Below are 16,944 nucleotides of genomic sequence, written 5' to 3'. Positions count from 1 at the left end.
TGGACTACTTCTTTGCTGGGGCTTTTCTATTTGACTTTAGAATCTCACCCAAGAACTGCCCGGTATAGCTCTCTTTGACTGCAGCTACTTGTTCTGGCGTTCCTTCAGCAACAACCAATCCTCCGCGGAAACCGCCTTCAGGCCCCATGTCGATAACCCAGTCAGAGCATTTGATGACATCTAAGTTGTGTTCGATAACGACAACCGTGTTTCCGGTATCAACCAAACGATTAAGCACCGTTAACAACTTATTGACATCTTCAAAGTGCAATCCTGTTGTTGGTTCATCTAGTACATAAATTGTGCGACCAGTTGATCGGCGCTGTAGCTCTGTTGCAAGCTTTACGCGCTGAGCTTCTCCGCCCGACAAGGTAGGTGCTGATTGGCCTAGCCGAACATAACCCAAACCAACATCATTCAAAGTCTTTAGGTAGCGAGCGATTGCCGGTACGGATTCAAAGAAACCGCCAGCCTCTTCAATAGGCATATTCAGTACTTCTGCAATGGTCTTGTTCTTGTAATGAACCTCTAGCGTTTCACGGTTGTAACGCGCGCCATGACAGACCTCGCAAGGAACGTAGACATCTGGCAAAAAGTTCATTTCAATAGTGATAGTTCCGTCACCAGAACAGTTCTCGCAGCGGCCGCCCTTAACGTTAAAAGAGAAGCGACCTTGCTGATATCCGCGAATTTTTGCTTCACTAGTTTCGGCAAACAGCGCACGAATCTTGTCGAAAACACCAGTGTACGTAGCTGGGTTTGACCGTGGAGTTCTGCCAATCGGAGATTGATCCACATGCACAACCTTGTCCAAAAGTTCGATACCAGTAACTGTTCTGTGTCGACCAGGAACCAATCGAGCACCGTTTAACTTGTTAGCCAAGGTTGTGTACAAAATGTCATTCACCAAGGTGGATTTACCAGATCCAGAAACACCAGTTACCGAAACAAATACACCCAGTGGAACTTCGACTTCGATGTCTTTGAGGTTATTTTCCTTTGCACCCTTGACCACAAGCTTTCGCTTTGGATCAATGGGGCGACGCTTTTTAGGAATTTCGATAGATTTGCGACCAGATAAGTACGCACCCGTGATGGATTCTTTGGATGCGATCAGTTCTTCATAACTTCCAGAGACGACAACTTTTCCACCATGTTCTCCGGCACCCGGACCAATATCAACAATCCAATCCGCAGTTCGAATTGTTTCCTCGTCATGTTCAACAACAATCAAGGTGTTTCCCAAATCGCGTAAACGTGTGAGCGTTTCAATCAAGCGCTTATTGTCGCGTTGGTGCAAGCCAATTGATGGTTCATCTAGAACATAGAGAACTCCAACAAGTCCGCTACCGATCTGAGTTGCTAATCGAATGCGTTGTGCCTCACCACCGGATAGCGATCCAGCAGGACGGGCCAACGATAAATAATCAAGACCTACATCTAGCAAGAAGCCAAGACGGGCGTTGACCTCTTTCATAACTCGTTCTGCGATCTGTGCTTCGCGCTTGTTGAGCTTGATTTGCTTCAGGAAAACTGCACAATCGGCGATGGAAAGTTCACATATTTCAGAGATGTTCTTGTTACCAATAGTTACCGCAAGTACTTCTGGCTTAAGTCGTGCGCCGTTGCAGGTTTCGCACGCAATCTCGCGCATATATGCCTCGTACTTGTCGCGGCTGTAATCACTGTCAGTTTCTTCATGTCGGCGATGAATAAAGGGAATAACACCTTCAAACCCGGTGGTGTAGTTGCGCGCTCCATAGCGCCCCTTGTACTTCATTTTGATTTCATACTCGTAGCCATTCAAGATCGCTTCACGAGCTTTTGCTGACACCTTCTTCCACGGCGTATCCAGAGAAAAAGGAAGATCCTTGGCAAGTGCTTCTAATAAACGCAAGAAGTAATCAGAGGATTGCCCACCAGACCACGGCGCAATCGCACCTTCATTAATTGAAATTGAATCATCAGGGATGATCAGATCTTCATCCACTTCCTTCTTTGTTCCAATTCCAGAACACTCGGCACACGCTCCAAATGGAGAGTTGAATGAGAAGGAGCGAGGCTCTAATTCTTCAAATGACAATTCACAATCATGACAGGCTAAGTGCTCGCTGTAAGTGCGTTCTTTATCCTCACCTTTTGCATCAACGAAATCAAGAATGACAATTCCCGATGCCAACCGCAACGCGTTTTCAATGGAATCTGTTAAGCGCGTCTTGCTTTCAGCCTTAGCGGTCAAACGGTCAATAACAACTTCGATCGTATGTTTTTCTTGTTTCTTTAACTTAGGGGCATCAGAGAGTTGGACTACTTCCCCATCAATGCGTGCACGGGAATACCCCTGAGTGATCAGATCATTGAAGAGTTCAACAAATTCGCCTTTACGGGCTCTGACAACTGGTGCCAGAACTTGGAATTTTGTCGTTGCCGGAAGTTCCAGAATCTGATCAACAATCTGTTGAGGCGATTGTCGAGTGACAACTTTGCCGCAGCTAGGGCAATGAGGTGTTCCTGCACGAGCGAACAACAGACGCAGGTAATCGTAAACTTCAGTAATTGTTCCCACGGTCGAGCGTGGATTTCGATTAGTTGATTTCTGATCAATAGATACCGCAGGTGAGAGGCCTTCAATGAAATCCACATCTGGTTTGTCCATTTGACCAAGGAACTGACGCGCATAGGCTGATAAGGATTCAACATATCGACGCTGACCTTCAGCAAAAATTGTGTCAAAGGCGAGTGATGATTTTCCCGAACCTGACAGGCCCGTAAAAACGACTAGCGAATCTCGCGGAAGTTCGATGGAAACATTTTTTAGGTTGTGTTCGCGCGCTCCACGTACAACCAACTTATCGATGCTCAAACCCCGGCCTCTTCCATCATTCGTAGCTCTTTCTTCAATATCTTGATTTCATCGCGCAATCTAGCGGCGACCTCAAATTGAAGTTCAGATGCTGCATTGCGCATCTGATCGGTGAGCGAGCCTATCAATGCGATCAGATCCTTGCGCGGCAAAGAGGTAGAGGACTTGTCGTAAATTCCAGCAGATGAGGCAATTTTCTTGGCTCCACCCTTTTCATGGGACAAAAGTTCTTCGGTGTCTTCACTTTCGCGATTAATCAGGTCAGTGATATCTGCAATCTTTTTGCGCAGCGGTTGAGGGTCGACTCCACGTTCTAGGTTGTACGCAATCTGCTTTGCCCGACGTCGGTTTGTCTCATCTATTGCCTTGGCCATGGAATCAGTAATTCGATCGGCATACATATGAACTTCGCCAGAGACATTTCGAGCAGCTCGACCAATTGTTTGAATCAACGATGTTGATGAACGAAGGAAGCCTTCCTTATCAGCATCCAGGATTGCCACCAAAGATACTTCCGGTAAATCCAAACCTTCGCGCAGCAAATTGATACCGATCAGTACATCGTAATCACCGGTACGAAGTTCGCGCAGTAATTCGACGCGGCGCAAAGTATCTACTTCAGAGTGTAAGTAGCGAACATTGACGCCGCGCTCTTGCAGATAATCAGTCAAGTCTTCAGACATCTTCTTGGTCAGAGTAGTTACTAGAACACGCTCATTTTTGGCGGCACGAATATTGATTTCATTAAGTAGATCATCGATCTGACCCTTAATCGGTTTGATCACAATTTGTGGATCTACTAATCCTGTTGGACGAATAACCTGCTCGACTACATCTCCATTGACCTTAGCTAGTTCGTACTTGCCAGGTGTTGCTGACAGGTAAAGTGTTTGACCAGTTCGTTCAACAAACTCTGGAAACTTAAGCGGACGGTTATCTAAAGCACTTGGTAGACGGAAACCGTGTTCCACCAGAGTTCGCTTTCGGGAGGCATCGCCTTCAAACATCGCACCTAGCTGCGGAACTGTTACGTGACTTTCATCAATAACCACTAGAAAATCTTCCGGGAAGTAATCGAGTAGACAATGCGGCGCAGATCCAGCTGCACGATCATCCAAGTGTCTGGAATAGTTTTCGATTCCACTGCAGAATCCGATTTGTTCCATCATTTCTATGTCAAAAGTTGTGCGCATCCGAAGCCGCTGGGCTTCCAAAAGTTTGCCCTGCTTTTCAAATAGATTCAGCTGAACCTGTAGTTCATCCTGGATATCGCCGATAGCTCGCTTCATGGTTTCGGGGCCGGCCGCATAGTGCGTGGCAGGAAAAATGAAGATCTCTTCTTCATCGCGAATTATTTCGCCAGTTAGGGGATGCAGAGTCGATAGCTTCTCGATCTCATCCCCAAACATCTCAATGCGAATAGCCAGCTCTTCATACATAGGAATGATCTCGATGGTGTCGCCACGAACCCGGAAAGTTCCGCGCTCGAAGGCCATGTCATTGCGCTTGTACTGAACATCTACAAATCTGCGAAGCAAAGCGTTACGTTCGATTTCTTCGCCGACACGCAAACGCACCATCCGGTCTACGTATTCCTGCGGTGTGCCCAAACCGTAGATACATGAAACCGTTGCTACAACGATGACGTCGCGGCGAGTTAGCAGCGAGTTCGTCGCAGAATGTCGAAGTCGCTCTACTTCCTCATTAACGCTGGAATCCTTTTCAATGAAGGTATCGGTTTGTGGTACGTAGGCTTCGGGTTGGTAGTAGTCGTAGTAAGAAACAAAATATTCAACGGCATTGTTCGGTAATAGTTCGCGAAATTCATTTGCCAGCTGGGCAGCAAGTGTCTTATTAGGTGCAAGGACCAAGGTGGGCCGCTGCAGCTGTTCGATCAGCCACGCAGTTGTAGCTGACTTTCCAGTACCTGTTGCACCCAGCAGAACAACATCGCGTTCGCCGGCATTGATTCGTTTAGTTATTTCAGCGATCGCGGCAGGCTGATCTCCTGCCGGAACATAATCGCTGATTACTTGAAAGGGCTCGACCCTGCGTTGAAGATCAGATATCGGGCGCATTTGCTAAGCCTACTTATTTACTATCGTGAAGGCTATCCCAAATGTTTTCGACCTGGCGCAGCAGCTCATCTTCGCTGCCATCATTTTCAATCAGGAAATCGGCAATCTCTATGCGCTGTTCCCGTGTGGCCTGCGCAGCAATTCGGCCCTCGATTTCAGAAATATGCATCCCTCTATCCCGTAAGCGAGTGACTCTGTTTTCTAATTCTGATTCGACGGTTATGACAAGGTCAAATCTTTCGTGCGCATTAGTTTCGTATAGCAAAGGAATTTCATAAACAAGTACGTCGTCGCCTTTGAGTGATGCAACCGCTTCTTCAAATTCGCGACGGACAAAAGGATGGATGATTCCCTCTAATTCAGCTCTAGCTTTTGGATCCTTAAAAATAAGCTCACCCAAAGCTCGGCGATCAATGTTTCCATCCTTTAAAATTGAATCACCAAAAAGTGCGACTACTTCATCAAAACCATCTGAGCCACGTTCAATCGCAGCACGCGCTAACTGATCCGCATCTATTACAAGGGCACCTAGTTCAGCAAAGTACTGCGCTGCCAATGACTTACCACAGCCAATGCCACCCGTTAAAGCTATTACCCGCATGCTTGAATCTTATCTTTGGATAAAGAGAAAGGAGTCCAGTTGAAGTAAGCGAGTGTCAAACGTTTTTCTCGCGGCTTCAAGCTGGACTCCTTTGTCGGAATCTTTCTTACTTATTCGGCAGCAGCAACTTCTTCTGCTGGAGTTGCAGCGGCATCAGCCACCTTTGCTTCAGCCTTCTGCTTCTTGTGTGCCATGAAACGCTCTTGAGCTTGGGCGTACTGCTTTTCCCACTCTTCGCGCTGTGTTTCATATCCTGGCTTCCACTCTTGTGAATCTGCATCGAAACCTTCAGGGTAAATGAAGTTTCCTGCTGCATCGTAACGAGCAGCCATTCCGTACTGAGTTGGATCAAATGCTTCGATCTCAATCTCTGTACCTTCATTAGCTTGCTTCAATGAAAGTGAGATACGACGGCGCTCTAGATCGATATCGATGATCTTTACAAAGAGTTCATCATCAACCTGAACAACCTGCTCTGGAATCTCAACGTGGCGTTCTGCCAACTCTGAGATGTGAACAAGGCCTTCAATTCCCTCGTGAACACGGATAAATGCACCAAATGGAACAAGCTTTGTCACAACACCTGGAACAACCTGATTGATTGTGTGGGTGCGAGCAAATGCCTGCCATGGATCTTCTTGTGTTGCCTTAAGTGAAAGCGATACACGCTCGCGCTCGAAATCTACTTCGAGAACTTCAACAGTTACTTCGTCACCAACTTCAACAACTTCACCTGGGTGATCAATGTGCTTCCATGAAAGCTCTGACACGTGAACCAAACCATCTACGCCACCAAGATCAACGAATGCACCGAAGTTAACGATTGATGAAACAACACCTGTGCGAACCTGGCCCTTTTGTAGCTGGTTCAGGAATGTTGTGCGTGATTCTGATTGTGTCTGCTCTAGGAATGCGCGACGTGAAAGTACAACGTTGTTGCGATTCTTATCTAGTTCGATGATGCGTGCTTCAACCTGCTTGCCAATGTATGGAGTCAGGTCGCGTACGCGGCGCATCTCGACAAGAGATGCTGGAAGGAATCCACGTAGACCGATGTCCACGATAAGTCCACCCTTAACAACTTCAATAACAGTTCCGACGACAACTTCGTCGCGCTCTTTCTTGCCTTCAATGTCTCCCCAGGCACGCTCGTACTGTGCGCGCTTCTTGGAAAGGATTAGGCGACCCTCTTTATCTTCTTTCTGAAGAACAAGAGCTTCTATAATCTCACCGACTTTAACAATTGAGTTTGGATCTGCATCGTGGCGAATTGAAAGCTCGCGAGCTGGAATAACTCCTTCAGTCTTGTATCCGATATCAACAAGAACTTCTTCGCGTCCAACTTGAACAACTGCACCTGATACTAGGTCGCCGTCATTAAAGTTTCTGATTGTGCCTTCGATCGCTGCTAGAAAATCTTCAGCTGATCCGATGTCATTTACTGCAATTTGTGGTGTAGACAATTGTGCTCCGTAGGGATAGAAAGTAGTAGTTCCCGCTTTCGCGGCTGAAGGGAAAGGGTACGGTTTGCACGCTCATATGGGCAAATCCACTTACTTTCCTGAGCGTGAAAGATAGACTGACAGTCGTTATGAATAGATATAGAGAGCTCATGGCTTTCCCACAGGTCATTCGACTTGGAATTAGCGCATTTCCAGCGCGATTGGCCTACGGCATGATCGGTCTAGGTATCTTTTTCAAAGCGGAGCAAGAAACTGGCTCCATTGCAGTGGCTGGCTTTGCCATTGGTTTGAACTCCCTAGCCGGTTCTTTGACTGCAGGACTTCGCGGTTCAGTGATGGATAAATTTGGTCAAAAGTGGCCGATTCGTATTTTGGTTCCTTTGTATTCGGGACTGATCCTGTTGCTCAACACAATGGAAACAAGAGAATCCATTTTAATCACCGCATTTATTTTGGGAATTACCGCTCCCCCAATTAACTTATCTGTTCGTCCACTATGGAAAGACATTGTTCCGGATTCGTATCTGCGTACGGCGTACGCGTTTGATTCTTCAATGATGAGTTCAACAAGTGTTGTTGGGCCAATTGTCATTACTGCGCTATCGCTTTCTTCTCACCCAGGATTTGGCTTAGGAACTACGGCTGCATTGATGTTTGTCGGTGGCATCGCACTATCGCTCACTCCCGTTTCTCGTGATTGGATTCCGGAAAAGAAACATAAGAATCAGCAAAAGTTATGGCGGGATCGAGCTATTCAGCTACTGATGTTAGAGGGTTGTTTTATCGGCTTTGGCTCAGGGGTATTTACAGTTGCGATTCCAGCCTTTGCTACTCAAGAAGGAGTTCAATATCGGGTTGCATGGATTCTTGCGACGTATGGTGCAGCCACGGTAATTGGTGGTTTATTGGGAGGCTTAGTTTCCAGAAAACTTGCTCCATTATCTGCCTTTAGAACAGTTTACATTTTTTGGTTTATCGCATGCATACCAATGGCATTTACTTATCCTGATTGGACCATGGCTCTGGTTGGCGCCTGCATTGGTCTCTTGGGTGGTGCGCAAAAAGTTTTCTACTTCGAAATCCTGGAAGCGGTTAGACCAAAAGGTTCACAAACATCTTCACTTGGTTGGATCTGGACTGTAGAAGGTTCATTCATGGCAATTGGTGCTGCCGCCGGCGGCGTCGTGTCTGAAACTTATTCTCCACAAATTGGTTTAGCAATTATGCCAGTTATGATTTTTATTGGTCTTATAATTTTATCTATCGGCCGAGAACGCCTGAGTGCCGCTAATGATGTTCCGACTGATGAAGAAGACCTTCAGGCCATGAAAGAAAATTCTGATCCAGATAAGTAATTAGTGCGCCGCTTCATGCCAGGTAAGGCCAAGACCCGCATTAACATCTAGTGGTGCTTTCAGAGGATAGGCAGAACCCATTTCACGCTTGACTAGTTCACTTATTTTTTCTTCCTCGCCAGCCACAACTTCAAGGATTAACTCATCATGGATCTGCAAAAGTAAGCGAGAGTTTAATTTCTCGGTTTCAATTGCCCGCTGAACATTAAGCATCGCCAGTTTGATGATGTCTGCCGCAGAGCCCTGAATCGGAGCGTTGAGCGCCATGCGCTCTGCAACTTCGCGTCTTTGTCTATTGTCATGCATTAAATCTGGCAAGTAACGACGTCGACCCATAATTGTTTCGGTGTAACCAACTTTGCGCGCATCTTCGACAACTGTTTTTAAGTAGTCTCTAATTCCACCAAATCGTTCAAAGTAGGTGTCCATCAATTGTTGGGCTGCAGGTGGAGAAATATCTAATTGAATCGCTAGACCATATGAAGAAAGTCCATAAGCTAGTCCGTACGACATGGCTTTCATCTGTCGACGCATTTCAGGATCTACTTCAGATGGTTTAACACCAAACACAAGTCCAGCAACTGTTGCATGAAGATCTTCACCTGAAGCAAAGGCTGCCAGCAATTTTTCATCATGGGACAAGTGAGCCATGATGCGCATTTCGATCTGACTGTAATCTGCAGTCAACAATGCGACATAACCTTTGCCAACGGTGAAACAGTCGCGAATCTTGCGTCCTTCTTCTGTGCGGACCGGAATGTTTTGCAAATTAGGCCCAGTTGATGAAAGACGACCGGTTGCGGCAACGGTCTGCTGGAAATGAGTATGAATGCGTCCGTCTTTGGCAATTTCAGCAATCAGACCTTCAACAGTTGTTCCCAATTTTTTGGTTTCGCGAATTCGAAGCAAAGAGGTTAAAACCGGATGCCCACTTTTTTGATGCAACCAATCCAGGCTTTCAGCATCAGTTGTGTAGCCGGTCTTAATCTTCTTTGTTTTAGGAAGGTTGAGCTCATCAAACAAAACAACTTGTAGCTGCTTAGGAGATGCCACATTGAATTCGTGGCCGACAGAATCATGCGCCGCTTTTGTTTCGCGGTTCACTTCACCCTCGAAAAAGGCAGCCAGTGTCTCTAATCCTTTCTTATTGACCGCTATACCTACAGCCTCCATGCGTCCCAAGAGATCAGCAACCGGTAGTTCCAAAGTTGTAAAAAGATCGAGCAGGTTACGTTCCTTTAATTCGCGCGTGAGTGAATCTCGCAAGGACAACATGGCCCTGGCAGAAGTTAACAGTTCCCGTTCGGGAGAAGATCCATTGATAGCTGAGCCATCCCCCCAACGCTCTTGTATGTCCTTTAGCTCTTGGCTTCGAACGCCGGGGTTAACTAGATAGGCCGCAAGTGAAGTATCAAAACAGACTCCCGTTAAACCGTTGATGCGGGCTAATGACTTTGCATCATGAGCGATCTTGGTAACTTGTTTATTGGTTGCCCAATCCCCCATCGTTGAACCATGAACTAAAAAGACATCATCTGGCGTTAATGCAACCGCATAACGATGTAGCTTCTCATCAACTAATTGATATGCAATGGCAATGTCACCCGAATGCTGCGCAATCTTTGTTGACGCTTCTTCAGGAGTCAGAACACCTTCAGCGATCTCAACTGCGAATAATTCAAATTCAGGGGCAACCGTCTTAGTTGTGCCCTTGAGTAGAATCGGCTTCATTCGCTCCTTAAGGGTTTTGAACTCTAGTTTTTCAAAGAGCGGATTAGTTTTGTTTTCATCCACACCGCTCCACGCCAAAGAATCGATACTCAAATCCAAAGGAACATTGGCAACTAGTTGGGTTAGTTCTCGGTTTCTAATGACATCACTAATTGAATCGCGTAATGACTGACCAACTTTGCCGCCCAGTTTGTCGATGTTTGCAATCAGTTCGTGCAATGAACCATATTCGACTACCCATTTTGCGGCAGTCTTTTCACCAACACCGGGTACCGAAGGCAGATTGTCACTGGGGTCTCCGCGAAGTGCGGCAAAATCTGGATACTGTTCCGGAGACATTCCGTATTTTTCTTGTACAGCAGCCGGTGTCATTCGAACAAGATCGCTGACGCCGCGCTTTGGATAAAGCACCGTGGTCTTTTCATTAACTAACTGAAATGAGTCACGATCACCTGTACAGATAAAAACTTCAGCATTCTCGCGCTCGGCCTGCTTAGTGATGGTTGCAATTACGTCATCTGCTTCAAAGCCTTCAACTTCAAAGGTAGTGATTCCAAAGGCTGTCACTAGTTCATGCAGATATGACATTTGTGATCGAAATTCATCTGGGGTCTTTGCTCGGTTAGCCTTGTATTCGGGAAAAATTTCAGATCTAAAGGTCTTACGTGAGACGTCAAAGGCAACGGCCACATGTGTTGGCTTTTCCGTAGACAGCAGCGATAGCAGCATTGTTGCAAAGCCATAAATTGCGTTGGTGTGCTGACCTTGTGCGGTGGTGAAATTCTCAGCTGGTAATGCAAAAAAGGCCCGATACGCCATTGAATGCCCATCGATAAGTAATAGGCGCTTGGTCATGGATGCATCGTAGAGTGCCAGTTAGACTCTGCCCATGACTGAACCGGACTATCTTGCAATTATTAAAGAGCGTGGAAGCGGCGCCCTGGATAAGAAGATGGGCATCGAGATTACCGAAGCCTCATTGACCAGACTTGTAGCAACAATGCCAGTTGATGGAAACACTCAACCCATGGGCATCTTGCATGGTGGAGCTAATGTTGTTTTAGCTGAATCACTTGGTTCTGTCGGTACGCAGTTAAATGCAGGTGAAAATCGAAGAATCGTTGGAATTGATATCAATGCAACCCATCACAAAGCCACTGCAACAGGAATAGTTACAGGAGTTGCAACAGCAGTTTCAATCGGCAAGACCTTGTGCTGTTGGGATATTGTCATTACAAATGAAAACGGACAGCGCACCTGCACTGCCCGTATCACTTGCATGATTCTTGCCGACCGCTAAGAGTTAGTGCGCACCTGTTCCAAGGTAAGCTTCTCTCACCGCTGGATCATTGAGAAGATCAGAGGCCTTAGCCTCTTTAACAATGTTTCCAGTTTCCAAAATATAGGCACGATCAGAACGTTGCAATGCCTGCTGAGCATTCTGTTCTACAAGCAAGATCGTCACTCCAGATTTATTGATCTCTGTGATGATGTTAAAAATATTTTGAATCATCAAAGGCGCAAGTCCCATTGAAGGCTCATCTAGGAGTAAAACCTTTGGCTTTGCCATCAATGCACGGCCGATAGATAGCATTTGTTGCTCTCCACCAGACAGAGTTCCAGCAGCCTGGGCTGTTCTCTCCTTCAACCGAGGGAAAAGTTCGTAAATTCTAACCAGGTCCTCTTCGATCTCATCCTTCTTCATCTTTAGGTGGTACTTGCCCAACTCTAGATTTTCTAAGACCGTCATACCAGGAAAGATGCCGCGTCCTTCAGGTGCTTGAGAAATTCCTAATGAAACTCTCTTGTGCGCTTTATGCTTGAGAACACTCTCGCCACCGTACTCAATACTTCCCGATGTTGGGTTTAGAAGTCCGGAAATAGTCTTTAGAAGCGTTGTCTTTCCCGCACCATTTGCACCAATAAGAGAGACAATTTCACCTTCATTGACCGTAATCGATATACCTTTGATCGCCTCAATTTTTCCATAGGCAACTCTTAGGTCCTTAATGTCAAGACGCATCTTCTTGTACTCCTAAATATGCTTCAATCACGCGGGGATCATTCTGAATAGCAGATGGGGTTCCCTCTGCAATTTTCTCACCGAAATCTAAAACAACGATTCGATCTGAAACTTGCATAACTAAGGACATGTCGTGCTCGATCAAGAGAACGGTGTATCCCGCATCACGAATCTTTCGTATCGTATTTGCAAGTTCCACTTTCTCGGCTGGGTTGAATCCTGCTGCCGGTTCATCGAGCAGAAGCAACTTCGGCTCAGTTCCAAGAGCCCGAGCAATCTCCAGACGGCGCTGCACGCCATACGGCAAATTCTTGGCTAATCGATCTGAGTACTCGCCTATTCCAATAAAGTCGAGGAGTTCTTGAGCTCGGGCTTTATCTCTTTTTTCTTCTCGACGAGAAATTGGCATACCAAATAAGCCAGAAAGTAATCCAGACTTTTTATGAGTATCAGTTGCGGTGACTACATTTTCCAAAGATGTCATATCCCCCCAAAGACGGATATTTTGGAATGTGCGAGCAACTCCTCCCTGAGTAATTTTGTATCTTTTTACTCCAGCAAGTGACTTTCCCTCGAAATTAATTTCACCTGAATTGATTTGGTAAACACCAGTGACAACATTGAAGACGGTAGTTTTACCTGCACCATTTGGTCCAATCAGACCAAGGATCTCCTGCTTGTTAATGTCAAAAGAGACATCATTGAGAGCTTTAACGCCGCCAAACTGCATGGTGACATTTTTCAATGACATGATTGGTGTGCTCACTTTGCCTCCTTCTTTTCAATGGCTTTTTCTCGCTTTTTGCGAGGCAAGAGTCCATCTGGGCGTAGGTTCATCATGATTACTAGGACCAACCCAAAGACTAAAAGTCGAGCCTCTGACAAGAAACGAATTCGGTCAGGTAAGTACCCAAGCACAACGGCGCCCAGGATCACGCCCCAAATATTTCCCATGCCTCCGAAAACCACACATGCAAGAATCAGAATTGAAATCTGCAATGTGAAGTTGTCGGGAGCAATAAATAATGTTTTCGATGCATAGATTACGCCTGCTGCTCCACCAACGGATGCGCCAAGCACAAATGCCCAGATCTTGTACCTGAAGGTTGGAACACCTAGCAGTTCTGCGACATCCTCATCTTGACGAATGGATTCCCATGCACGACCTGCTCGACGTGCTGAGAGTCGACGTACCATCCAAATTGCAAAGAGAATCATTATGAGAAGAGTCCAGTAATAAATTCTGTGGCTGTCGAATGAGAACTCGACACCAAAGATTGGCGGAGGCGTTGGAATTCCAATAATTCCCTCAGAACGGCCAAGTGCACCGAGATTGAGAGCAACAATTCGAACAATTTCACCAAAACCTAAGGTAATGATCGCAAGATAGTCACCGCGGAGCTTAAGCGCCGGTACTCCCAGCACTAAGCCTGCAAACATAGACATTGCGATACCGATAGGAAGGATCTCCCAAGTATTGAGTCCAGTTTTGGTTCCCAATAAACCCATGGTGTAGGCACCAATTGCAAAGAAAGCTACGTACCCAAGATCCAATAGGCCGCTCTTACCGATTACGATGTTGAGACCTATCGCCATCAGAACGAACATCGCGATTGGATAAACTAAAACAGACTCATAGCTCGCAATTGGTGTATTTAAAATTGTTCCGCCCATGAAGGGAAGTGAGGCAACCAGCGCAATGGAAAGCGTAGCTATTGCCACTCTGCCTGTTTTGCCAGAGTTTTCCCAAATTTCCGCGCCTTTATCACGAATATTTATCATCATACCCTCGTCTGTGTGATTGATTCGCCGAAGAGACCATTAGGTCTTGTGTAAAGAACCATGACCAAAACAATAAAGACTGTCACGGCCTTCCACTGTGTACCAAGGAAGAAAGAAGCGTATGTCTCAAGCAAGCCAAGTGCCAGACCGCCAAAGAACGCGCCCTTGATGTTTCCGATACCTCCTAAAATTGCAGCGGTAAATGCTGCAATTCCTAACTCAAAGCCAATACTCGAAGCTGTGTTTTCATACTTTAATACGTAGAAGAATCCTGCAGCTCCTGTCATGACACCACCAATTAAGAATGTTGCCGAGACTATTTTGTCGATATCAATGCCCATTAACTTTGCTGCACTTGGATTCATTGATACCGCTCTAATTGCTTTACCAAGTCGTGTTCGATTAATAAAATTCCAAAGAGTGAAAAATAGTAATAACGCTGCTATCACAATGATTGTGTTGTCTAGGCGAATGTCCGCATCAAAGAACTTACCTATGAAACTCTTCTCCATGGCACGTGGGCTAGCCACTGGGCGGGAATCTGTCATTATTCGAACAGACTCGGCCAAAACCATTGAAACACCGATTGCAGAAATCAACGGTGCGAGGACTCCGGAGTTGCGGCGGCGTAATCGACGATAGGCAACTAGCTCAACTACCACTGACAATAGACCTGAAATGATCATCGTGATGATGAGGGCGGTTCCTAAAACAAACCAAAGTCGGACACCAGTGGCGTACTCGGAACTTTGCGTGAATTTAAAGAGATCTCGTACAACAATCACTGTGGCGAAAGTTCCAACCATAAAAATTTCAGAGTTTGCAAAGTTAATCATTCGCAAAACGCCATAAACCAGGGTGTAGCCAAGAGCAATAAGAATGTAGATGAACCCAAGGCTCAATCCACCAAAGGTCAGGGACCAGAACTGATCTAAGAAATTACCTATCAAGCGACGTACGTCCTAACAGTTGAAGGAGTGACAAACTGAAAAATCAAACCCAGCAGGCCGCACTTTTGGTTTGGCCTGCTGGATCTAATTTATTGAACTTTTGACTTACTTAATTGGACCAGTGAACTTGATAACGCCACTACGGACTTCAAATCCGTTCATTGCGCCACCAGCAACATCGCCATTAATGTCAAACTTGATGGTTGCACCAGCAAGAGACTTGCCGTTGTAAGCCTTGACACACTTAAGCATTGCTGCGCGAGTAGAAACACCCTTTGCAACACAGCTTAGGAATACGTTTGCAGCATCGATTGACTCAGCTGCGTAAACGCCAGAAGCCTTACCCATCTTCTTCTTGAAGTCTGCTTCCATCTTCGCTGAAATTTCAGATAGAGGAACAGTTCCTGCTGTTAGACGAACTCCCTCAAGAACTGCTGCTGGAGCAAGTGTTGGGAAGCTTGGGCTAAGAACTCCATCGCCACCGGCGAGGATTCCTGTGTAACCACTGTCGCGAAGCTGCTTAAAGAATGGAGCAGCTTGTGGGAAGTAACCTGTGTAGATCACAACGTTTGCGCCAGCTGTCTTGATCTTAGAAATTGTTGCAGACCAGTCAGTTGTCTTATCTGAAACGCTGTCGAAACCAACTGATTGTCCAGCTGGAATTCCTGGCTTCATGTAGTCAACTAGACCGACACCGTACGCTGATTGGTCATCAACAATAAATGCCTTAGGTCCTGTTACACCCTTTGTAGCTAGCTTGAATAGAGATGGACCCTGAACCTTGTCTGTCACAACGACACGGTGGAATACAGGGAAACCGATTGCTCCAGCTGAAGGGTCTGTGATTGATACACGTGTTGCAGATGGTGAAACCATTGGAAGGTTACGTTGCTTGTAGTATGGAAGAGATGCAATTGTTGCACCGGAGTAAGCAGCGCCTACTAGACCGATGATCTTTGCATTTGATGCAATTCCTGGAGCAACCTTTGCTGCTTGATCAGGTGCGCCCTGATCGTCAGCCTTTACAAGTGAAACTACATACTTGTTCTTGTACTTAGCATTGAAAAGTTTGATTGCGTACTCGACGCCTGCAACCTCATCCTGACCAACTTGTGCTTCTTCACCAGTTAGCGGACCTTGGAATGCAAGAGTGATTTTCTTTGGGGCAGCTTGCGCAGTCGATGCTGTAGTGACGCCAAAAATAAGCGAAGCTACTGAAGCAAAGACCAGCGAAGTTGTTAACTTCTTATTCATAGGTATTGCCTTTCCTGTTCTTGTGTCCCGGGACAGGGAGGCTGAAAGAGTAATGGCAGGGGTGAGCGTTAGACAAGGTCAAAGTAGGCGTAGAAGGTCTCAGTTTCGTTATAAATGGGATTGCGGTATCAATTATTGAGACAGGCCCAAGGTCTATTTGTCCAGAACGGCGTTGGGGTTAACAACCGCTTCGGCAACCTCTTTCATGGTCAGTCGACGATCCATGGCGGCCCGTTGAATCCAGGAAAAAGCTTCGGGTTCAGAAAGGTTTAAGGCTTTCATTAACAATCCCTTAGCTCGATCAATGAGCTTTCTAGTTTCAAGTCGATCATGAAGATCTGCGACTTCGGCAGCCAAAGATTTCATCTGGGTATGACGGCTGATTGCGATTTCAATTGCTGGCATTAAATCGCCGATAGTAAATGGCTTAACAACATAGGCCATTACTCCGGCATCTCGTGCACGATCTACTAACTCTTTTTGCGAATACGCAGTCAGCATCAAAACTGGCGCTATTTCAATGATTTTTTCGGCCGCTGAAATTCCATCAAGGATTGGCATCTTCACATCAAGAATTGCTAAATCTGGAGTATGCAGGGCCGCTAGATCGATTGCTTCTTGACCATTGGTTGCCTGAGCAACTACTTCATAACCGGCAGCTTGCAACATTTCTACAAGATCCATGCGAATTAAGGTTTCATCTTCAGCAACGAGAATGCGAACCGTCATGATCGATTGATCCCTTTCAGAATTCATACAGTGCGTGCCTCGAGTCGGATTCGAACCGACACTATGCAGTGTTTGAGACTGCCCTCTCTACCGTTGGAGTACCGAGGCTCTTAAT

13 protein-coding genes and 1 tRNA gene are annotated in these 16,944 nt (G+C 46.1%); 2 read left to right on the top strand and 12 right to left on the bottom strand.

Annotated elements, in window-relative coordinates; all coding sequences use genetic code 11:
- Window positions 1-4: 4 nt before the first annotated feature.
- The 4 genes from uvrA to rpsA all read right to left on the bottom strand — a co-directional run bounded on the left by uvrA (window position 5) and on the right by rpsA (window position 7,005).
- Window positions 5-2,863: an excinuclease ABC subunit UvrA gene (uvrA, locus tag AC9UC2_RS05240; protein ID WP_509526061.1), complete on the bottom strand. Its 2,859-nt coding sequence runs from the start codon at window positions 2,861-2,863 to the stop codon at window positions 5-7.
- Window positions 2,860-4,941, bottom strand: coding sequence for an excinuclease ABC subunit UvrB (uvrB, locus tag AC9UC2_RS05235; RefSeq protein WP_509526059.1), 2,082 nt, complete (start codon window positions 4,939-4,941; stop codon window positions 2,860-2,862). Before uvrB ends, uvrA begins: the two co-directional genes overlap by 4 nt.
- A gap of 13 nt (window positions 4,942-4,954) precedes the next feature.
- Entirely contained in the window at window positions 4,955-5,542 is a 588-nt protein-coding gene (gene coaE / locus AC9UC2_RS05230) for a dephospho-CoA kinase (protein ID WP_509526057.1), read from the bottom strand.
- 110 nt (window positions 5,543-5,652) lie between these two features.
- Complete coding sequence (rpsA, locus tag AC9UC2_RS05225; protein WP_509526055.1) at window positions 5,653-7,005, bottom strand: 30S ribosomal protein S1; 1,353 nt, start codon at window positions 7,003-7,005, stop codon at window positions 5,653-5,655.
- Window positions 7,006-7,109: 104 nt separating this feature from the next.
- On the opposite strand from rpsA, the gene AC9UC2_RS05220 reads away from it, so the two are divergent.
- Window positions 7,110-8,360, top strand: a complete 1,251-nt coding sequence (locus AC9UC2_RS05220) for an MFS transporter (RefSeq protein ID WP_509526053.1) — start codon at window positions 7,110-7,112, stop codon at window positions 8,358-8,360.
- On the opposite strand, the gene polA is transcribed toward AC9UC2_RS05220, so the two are convergent.
- Window positions 8,361-10,946, bottom strand: coding sequence for a DNA polymerase I (gene polA, locus AC9UC2_RS05215; RefSeq protein WP_509526051.1), 2,586 nt, complete (start codon window positions 10,944-10,946; stop codon window positions 8,361-8,363). It lies immediately after the preceding gene.
- A gap of 34 nt (window positions 10,947-10,980) precedes the next feature.
- Here polA and AC9UC2_RS05210 point away from each other — a divergent pair, with 34 nt between their 5' ends.
- Entirely contained in the window at window positions 10,981-11,391 is a 411-nt protein-coding gene (locus AC9UC2_RS05210; RefSeq protein WP_509526048.1) for a hotdog fold thioesterase, read from the top strand.
- A 3-nt stretch (window positions 11,392-11,394) separates the two neighbouring features.
- Here AC9UC2_RS05210 and AC9UC2_RS05205 read toward each other — a convergent pair whose 3' ends face one another.
- From AC9UC2_RS05205 to AC9UC2_RS05175, 7 genes are all read right to left on the bottom strand, one after another.
- Window positions 11,395-12,114, bottom strand: a complete 720-nt coding sequence (locus AC9UC2_RS05205; RefSeq protein ID WP_509526046.1) for an ABC transporter ATP-binding protein — start codon at window positions 12,112-12,114, stop codon at window positions 11,395-11,397.
- Window positions 12,104-12,865, bottom strand: coding sequence for an ABC transporter ATP-binding protein (locus AC9UC2_RS05200; protein WP_509526163.1), 762 nt, complete (start codon window positions 12,863-12,865; stop codon window positions 12,104-12,106). Before AC9UC2_RS05200 ends, AC9UC2_RS05205 begins: the two co-directional genes overlap by 11 nt.
- An 11-nt stretch (window positions 12,866-12,876) precedes the next feature.
- Window positions 12,877-13,899 carry a branched-chain amino acid ABC transporter permease gene (locus AC9UC2_RS05195; RefSeq protein ID WP_509526043.1) on the bottom strand — a complete coding sequence of 341 codons (1,023 nt, stop codon included), beginning with the start codon at window positions 13,897-13,899 and terminating at the stop codon, window positions 12,877-12,879.
- Window positions 13,896-14,846, bottom strand: a complete 951-nt coding sequence (locus AC9UC2_RS05190) for a branched-chain amino acid ABC transporter permease (RefSeq protein WP_509526041.1) — start codon at window positions 14,844-14,846, stop codon at window positions 13,896-13,898. The genes AC9UC2_RS05195 and AC9UC2_RS05190 overlap by 4 nt, the downstream gene beginning before the upstream one ends.
- Before the next feature lie 105 nt (window positions 14,847-14,951).
- On the bottom strand, window positions 14,952-16,100 hold the full coding sequence (locus AC9UC2_RS05185; RefSeq protein WP_509526040.1) for a branched-chain amino acid ABC transporter substrate-binding protein: 1,149 nt from the start codon (window positions 16,098-16,100) through the stop codon (window positions 14,952-14,954).
- 153 nt (window positions 16,101-16,253) lie between these two features.
- Complete coding sequence (locus AC9UC2_RS05180; protein ID WP_509526038.1) at window positions 16,254-16,829, bottom strand: ANTAR domain-containing response regulator; 576 nt, start codon at window positions 16,827-16,829, stop codon at window positions 16,254-16,256.
- 35 nt (window positions 16,830-16,864) lie between these two features.
- Window positions 16,865-16,937 (bottom strand) — tRNA-Leu (locus AC9UC2_RS05175).
- Window positions 16,938-16,944: the final 7 nt, after the last annotated feature.

Source organism: Candidatus Planktophila sp., from assembly GCF_036734405.1.
GTDB lineage: Bacteria > Actinomycetota > Actinomycetes > Nanopelagicales > Nanopelagicaceae > Planktophila.
Note: the sequence above shows the minus strand (reverse complement) of the source record. Positions and strands in the feature narration are given on the sequence as shown.

Coding starts and splice junctions, on each gene's coding strand:
- AC9UC2_RS05200 (WP_509526163.1), bottom strand. CDS start 12,865: ATGTCATTGAAAAATGTCACCATGCAGTTTGGCGGCGTTAAAGCTCTC.
- AC9UC2_RS05205 (WP_509526046.1), bottom strand. CDS start 12,114: ATGCGTCTTGACATTAAGGACCTAAGAGTTGCCTATGGAAAAATTGAG.
- polA (WP_509526051.1), bottom strand. CDS start 10,946: ATGACCAAGCGCCTATTACTTATCGATGGGCATTCAATGGCGTATCGG.
- coaE (WP_509526057.1), bottom strand. CDS start 5,542: ATGCGGGTAATAGCTTTAACGGGTGGCATTGGCTGTGGTAAGTCATTG.
- AC9UC2_RS05210 (WP_509526048.1), top strand. CDS start 10,981: ATGACTGAACCGGACTATCTTGCAATTATTAAAGAGCGTGGAAGCGGC.
- AC9UC2_RS05185 (WP_509526040.1), bottom strand. CDS start 16,100: ATGAATAAGAAGTTAACAACTTCGCTGGTCTTTGCTTCAGTAGCTTCG.
- AC9UC2_RS05195 (WP_509526043.1), bottom strand. CDS start 13,899: ATGATGATAAATATTCGTGATAAAGGCGCGGAAATTTGGGAAAACTCT.
- uvrB (WP_509526059.1), bottom strand. CDS start 4,941: ATGCGCCCGATATCTGATCTTCAACGCAGGGTCGAGCCCTTTCAAGTA.
- AC9UC2_RS05180 (WP_509526038.1), bottom strand. CDS start 16,829: ATGACGGTTCGCATTCTCGTTGCTGAAGATGAAACCTTAATTCGCATG.